Origin of the sequence: Pseudonocardia lacus (assembly GCF_018531445.1) — a bacterium.
GTDB lineage: Bacteria > Actinomycetota > Actinomycetes > Mycobacteriales > Pseudonocardiaceae > Pseudonocardia > Pseudonocardia lacus.
On record NZ_JAHDTH010000373.1, the window covers coordinates 1 to 3774 of the forward strand.

Genomic DNA, 3774 nt, shown 5'->3' on the forward strand with positions numbered 1-3774 from the left:
AGGTCGAACAGCACCGCGGCCGGCACGATCGGCACGACCGCGCCGGGCACGGGGAACCCGCGGCCGCGCTCCTCCAGCCAGTGCATGACGCCGTCGGCGGCGGCGAGCCCGAACGCGCTGCCGCCGCTGAGCACGACGGCGTGCACGCGCTGGACGGTGTTGCGCGGGTCGAGGAGGTCGGTCTCGCGGGTGCCGGGCGCGCCGCCGCGCACGTCCACCCCGGCCACCGCGCCGTCCGGAGGGGCCAGGACGACGGTCGTGCCGCTCAACCCGCCGGCGACCTCGGCGTGCCCGACGGCGATCCCGGGCACGTCGGTCAGCGCGTTCTCCGCTCCGCTGCGCACCGGCCCATCCTGCCGCCGCGGGCCGGCGACGGCGGCGCGTCGTGACACGGATCGCGCCGCTGCACGTGGCATTTGCATCGCCGGGTCGTGACCGCCCGACCACCCCGGGTGATCCTCCGGGGTGCCGCTGACCTGCTCCGATGGGCTTGGCAGGATCCGGGCCCATGACCAGCCTGAGCAAGGGTGCGAACGTGCCGGTCGCGGCGGCCGCGGTGCGGGCGGAGCTGTCCTGGGCCGCGGGGGCCGGGACGCCCGACGTCGACGCGTCGGCCCTGCTGGTCACCGACGCCGGCAAGGTGCGCGACGACACCGACTTCGTGTTCTACAACCAGCCCGGCCACCCCTCCGGCGCCGTGCGGCACCTGGGCAAGCAGGGCACGCGCGACGCGCTGCACGTCGACATCGCCCGGCTGGAGGGCGGCGTCGACAAGGTCGTGTTCGCCGCGTCGGCCGACGGCGGCACGTTCGGCCAGGTCCGCGACCTGCGGCTGCGGCTGCTCGACGCCGGTGGGCACGCCGTCATCGCCGACTTCGCGATGACCGCCGACGCCGAGACCGCGTTCATCGGCGGCGAGCTCTACCGGCGCGGCGGGGGCTGGAAGTTCCGGGCCGTCGGGCAGGGCTACGCGTCCGGGCTCGCCGGGCTGGCCACCGACTTCGGGATCAGCGTGGCCGAGGAGGCCCCACCCGCCGCCGCACCTGCTGCGCCGCCCGCGCCCGCGCCGTCGCGGATCCGGCTGACCAAGGGGGAGGAGAAGCTGCCGGTCGACATGCGCAAGCGGCTCTCGCTGCGCAAGGAGCAGGTCGCGGTGTCGCTGGAGAAGCGCGGCGCGGCCGGGCTCACCGCCCGCGTCGTCCTGGTCCTGGACGCGTCCGGCTCGATGACCGGGCTCTACGCCGACGGCGTCGTCGGCCGCGTCGTGGAGCGGATGGCCGCCGTCGCCGCCCAACTCGACGACGACGGCCAGATGCAGGCCTGGACGTTCGCCTCCCGCCCGGCCCGGCTGCCCGACGTCGAGCTGGGCGAGCTGCCCGAGTGGATCCGGCTGCACGTGCGGGTCGGCTCGATGATGAAGCAGCGCAGGCTGGAGCCGGGCCAGCTGGACATGAAGACCGTCGGCATCCAGAACGAGGAGCAGAAGGTCATCGCCGAGGTGCGGAACTTCGTGCAGTTCCACCCCGTCCCGGAGCCCACGCTGGTGCTGTTCTTCTCCGACGGCGGCGTCTACCGCAACAAGGAGATCGAGCAGCAGCTGACGGCCGCGGCGACCGAGCCGGTCTTCTGGCAGTTCGTCGGGCTGGGCAGCGCCGACTTCGGGGTGTTGGAGCGGTTCGACACGCTGCCCGGGCGCAAGGTCGACAACGTCGGCTTCTTCGCCGTCGACGACATCGACCGCGTGCCCGACGCCACCCTGTACGACCGGCTGCTCTCGGAGTTCCCCAGCTGGGTCACCGCCGCGCGCTCGGTCGGCGTCCTGCGGTAGCGGCGTCCGAAACCCGCCAGCGCCGCCGCCCACCCGCGACGACCCTGGGCCCCGTGTTCGATCTCGACTGGACCGGGCTCGGCGCCCGGCTCGACGCCGACGGCGTGGCGGCCACCGCGCCGCTGCTCTCCCCCGACGAGTGCGCGGAGGTCGTCGCGATGTTCGACGACGACCGGCGCTTCCGCAGCACGGTGGTGATGGCCCGGCACGCGTTCGGCGAGGGCACCTACCGGTACTTCGCCGATCCGCTGCCGCCGCTCGTGCGGGAGCTGCGCGAACGGCTCTACCCACCGCTGGCCGCGATCGCGAACCGCTGGGCGGGCCTGCTCGGCGAGCGCGCGTTCCCGGAGCGCCTCGACGACCTGCTGGCCGAGTGCGCCGACCTCGGCCAGACCCGGCCGACCCCGCTGGTGCTGCGCTACGGCCCCGGCGGCCACAACTGCCTGCACCAGGACGTCTACGGCGAGCTGACGTTCCCGCTGCAGTTCCTGGTCATGCTCAGCCGCCCGGACGAGGACTTCACCGGCGGCGAGAGCGTGTTCGTCGAGCAGCGCCCGCGCCAGCAGTCCCGGCCGCTGGTCGTGCGGCCCCGGCAGGGCGAGGCGGTGGTGTTCCCGGTGCGGCACCGGCCGCGGCGCGGCACCCGCGGCCACCACCGGGCGGCGATGCGGCACGGGGTGAGCGCCGTGCACAGCGGCCAGCGCCACGTCCTCGGGGTCATCTTCCACAACGCGCGATGATCTGTGACGCACGCCACTGCGAGTGTGTGACGGGTTCGCGGGCCGGGGCGGGTCTCGACAGGGAGCAATGACCCAGCACCCCGGGAGCGTCCCATGCCCGATCCCCTCCGCACCGCCGTCGTCACCGGCGCCGGGCGCGGCTTCGGCCGCGCCGTCGCGGCCGCGCTCGTCGCCGCGGGCACGCCCGTCGTCGGCATCGCCCGCAGCGCCGACGACCTGCGCGCCGTGCGCGACCAGCTCGGCGACGGCTTCACCGCGCTGCCCGCCGACGCCACCGACGAGGACCTCGCCCGCCGGGTGCTCCACGAGCACCGCCCCGACCTGCTCGTGCTCAACGCCGGCGCCCTCCCGCACATGGCCCCGGTGCACGAGCACACCTGGGAGAGCTTCAGCCGGCACTGGCAGGTCGACACCCGGCACGCGTTCGGCTGGATCCGCGCGGCGCTGCGCGAACCGCTCGCGCCGGGCAGCCGGGTGGTCACGATCTCCAGCGGGGCCGCCCTGCACGGCTCCCCGCTCAGCGGCGGGTACGGCGGGGCCAAGGCGGCGGTGCGGCACCTGTCGAGCTACGCGGGCGGCGAGTCGGAGCGCGCCGGGCTCGGCATCCGGTTCGTGGCCCTGCTGCCGCAGCTGACCCCGGCCGGCGGGGTCGGGGCGGTCGGCGTCGCCGGCTACGCCGCGCGGCAGGGCGTCGACCCGGACGCCCTGGTCGCCACGATGCAGCCCGTCCTCACCGCGGAACGGGTCGGCGAGGCGGTGCTGGAGGTGGCCGCCGATCCCGCGGCGGCGCCGGAGCACGTGCTCGACGCCGCCGGCCTGCACCCGGTCGGCTGATGCTCCCCGACGCCGAGTTCGCCGAGCTCACCGCACCGTTCCGGCGGGAACTGCTCGCGCACTGCTACCGCATGCTCGGCTCGATCCACGAGGCCGAGGACCTGGTCCAGGAGACCTACCTGCGGGCGTGGCGCGGGTTCGGCGGGTTCGAGGGCCGCTCCTCGGTGCGCCGCTGGCTGCACCGGATCGCCACGACCGCCTGCCTCACCGCGCTGCAACGGCGCTCCCGCCGCCCCCTGCCCTCGGGCCTCGGCGCGCCGGCGGACGACCACCGGGTCGCCCTCGGCGCGGCCGACCCGTCGGTGCCCTGGCTGCAGCCCGCGCCCGACGCGGCGCTGGGCGCCGACGACCCGGCGGCGGTGGTCGCCGGCC

At 75.8% G+C, this 3774-nt stretch carries 5 protein-coding genes; 4 read left to right on the forward strand and 1 reads right to left on the reverse strand.

All coding sequences use genetic code 11. The features are described from left to right. Positions 1–344 (reverse strand): P1 family peptidase (locus KIK08_RS37945; protein ID WP_308258151.1); only part of this gene is annotated, 344 nt, incomplete at its 3' end. 164 nt (positions 345–508) lie between these two features. Between KIK08_RS37945 and KIK08_RS37950 the strand changes: the two genes are divergently transcribed. The 4 genes from KIK08_RS37950 to KIK08_RS37965 all read left to right on the forward strand — a co-directional run. Continuing rightward, positions 509–1828 carry a VWA domain-containing protein gene (locus KIK08_RS37950; protein WP_214408145.1) on the forward strand — a complete coding sequence of 440 codons (1320 nt, stop codon included), beginning with the start codon at positions 509–511 and terminating at the stop codon, positions 1826–1828. Between the two features lie 53 nt (positions 1829–1881). Beyond that, positions 1882–2568: a 2OG-Fe(II) oxygenase gene (locus tag KIK08_RS37955; protein ID WP_308258152.1), complete on the forward strand. Its 687-nt coding sequence runs from the start codon at positions 1882–1884 to the stop codon at positions 2566–2568. Between the two features lie 93 nt (positions 2569–2661). Further along, positions 2662–3402: an SDR family oxidoreductase gene (locus KIK08_RS37960; RefSeq protein ID WP_214408146.1), complete on the forward strand. Its 741-nt coding sequence runs from the start codon at positions 2662–2664 to the stop codon at positions 3400–3402. After that, the coding region (locus tag KIK08_RS37965) for a sigma factor (protein WP_305849632.1) at positions 3402–3774 on the forward strand (373 nt) is incomplete at its 3' end. The genes KIK08_RS37960 and KIK08_RS37965, both read left to right, overlap by 1 nt.

Coding starts and splice junctions, on each gene's coding strand:
- KIK08_RS37950 (WP_214408145.1), top strand. CDS start 509: ATGACCAGCCTGAGCAAGGGTGCGAACGTGCCGGTCGCGGCGGCCGCG.
- KIK08_RS37960 (WP_214408146.1), top strand. CDS start 2,662: ATGCCCGATCCCCTCCGCACCGCCGTCGTCACCGGCGCCGGGCGCGGC.